Here is a 2,125-nt window from a genome sequence, read left to right on the forward strand (position 1 = left end):
GAGGCGGACGGGTTCGCGCACACGCTGGTGGTGAAGACGGCCGAAGCCGCCAAGGATCCGCGGTTGGCGCGGCTCGCGCTGTCGCTGTCGGCGCCGGGCCTGTCGGTGACGCAGGAGCCGGCCGGCGGGGTGCTGACCGCCAGGACCTCCGCGGGGACGGCGGTGTTCGATGCGCCGTCGCCGATGATGTGGGACTCCACCAAGGCACCGGCCGGCGCCCAGAGGTCGGCGACGTCGACCCCGCCGCAAGGGGCGGCCGCGGACCCTGACCAGGGCCCGGCGGAGGGGGCCAAGACCGCGCCGATCAAGGTGACCGCTTCCGGTGGCGCGCTCACGCTGATCCCCGACCAGGGGCTGCTGACCGCGGCGGACACCACGTTCCCGGTGTACATCGACCCGGTGTGGGGTGCGCATAAGGCGTCGGCCTGGGGGATGGTGTCGTCCGGATATCCGGACCAGTCCTATTACATGTTCAACGGCAAGTCGACCGAAGGCCTTGGACGCTGCGAGGTGGCCAAGGACGCCAACTGTGTGAAGAACCAGACCAAGCGGTTGTTCTACCGGGTGTCCTTGCCGTCGCTGAAGGGCCGGTATGTCCAGGCGGTGGAGTTCACCGCGTACGAGACCAGTGCTTACAACTGCAAGAACGCCACCTCGGTGCAGTTGTGGCGCACAACGAAGTTGCAGTCATATGCGACCTGGAGCAACACCAACAACTCATCGGTGTGGGGAGAGCGTCTGACTTCGCGGGACGTGGCGTACTGCTCGAGGGCGCCGGTGGAGTTCGGCGGGTCGCTGCTGCGCTCTCACGTGCAGTCGGCTCTGGACAAGGGGTATGGCACCATCACCTTCGGGTTGAGGGCCTATAGCGAGTCGACGATGGACTGGTGGAAGCGGTTCGCCGACGACGCCTACCTGTCGATCCAGTACAACAATCCGCCCTACGCCCCCAATTACAAGTCGATGACCACCAAGCCGGGCGGGGTGTGTGCGCCGAAGAGCGACCCGGTCGTCATCAACCGGGTGCCGACCCTGTCGGGCTACTTCTCCGATCCCGACGACGAGGACGAGAACAAGGTCCTGCCCGAGTTCGCCTCGAACTGGGACACCGGTGACGGGAAGGGCTTCGTCCAGCGGTGGTCGTCGGGACTGATCGCTCCGGCGGCCAAGTCGGGGACGCAGCGCAGCACCGTGATGCCGGACACGATCCCGCAGCGGACGCTCATCGGCTGGCACGCGCGGGCCTACGACGGGGAGCAGTACAGCCCTTGGTCGTCGGCAGGGGCACCGCCGGCCTGCTACTTCATCTACGACCCGGCCAAGCCGGCCCCGACCATCACCTCCACCGACTATCCCGACGACGACCAGTGGCACGGCGGTGTGGGGCAGGAAGGGCTGTTCACCATCACCGACCCTGAGGGGGTCGCCGACCGGTACGACGTCAGGCTCAACCAGGTGCCGATCATGTCGGTGGCCACCACCGCCGGTGCTGCGCGGACGATCAGGCTCGCCCCGAACCAGTACGGACCCAACTCGGTGACCGTGGTGGCGTTTGGACCCTCGGGGCAGAACTCCGCGGCTGCGAGCATCAACTTCCTGGCCAATGAGGGCGCTCCGGCCAAGGCGCGTTTCACGCTGGACGAGGCGGCCGGTTCCACGACCGCGGCGGCGCAGACGCGCGATGGTGAACCGGCGGTCACCGCGACCTTGCAGGGCGGCGCGAACCTCGGGCAGCCGGGGCAGCTCGGGACCGCTTTGACCTTGGACGGAACCGGCTACGCCTCCACCGGCACACCACTGGTCGATACCGGCAAGAGCTTCTCGGTGTCGGCCTGGGTCCGTCTGGGGGATCCTGGCGGGCGCACCCGCACGGTGCTCAGCCAGGACGGAACGAGCAAGAGCGGGTTCTACCTCAAGTACGAGCCCGCGACCCAGAAGTGGGTGTTGTCCAAGGTCGAGTCCGACTCCACCGAGGAGGGGGCGTATCAGGCGTACTCCCCGCACCAGGCGGAGCTGGACACCTGGACCCATCTGGTCGGGATGTACGACGACACCACCAAGAAGCTGCAGGTCTATGTCAACGGCGACGCCGGGACGCCGAGCCCGCAGGTGCCGGCGGCATGGA

Annotated in this window: 1 protein-coding gene; it reads left to right on the top strand. The window is 67.6% G+C overall.

What is annotated here, in order from left to right:
- Window positions 1–30: 30 nt before the first annotated feature.
- Window positions 31–2,125, top strand: a 2,095-nt coding sequence (locus E1284_RS40360) for a LamG domain-containing protein (protein WP_131945382.1), incomplete at its 3' end; no start/stop codon positions are given.

The organism is Actinomadura bangladeshensis (assembly GCF_004348335.1).
Taxonomy (GTDB): Bacteria; Actinomycetota; Actinomycetes; order Streptosporangiales; family Streptosporangiaceae; genus Spirillospora; species Spirillospora bangladeshensis.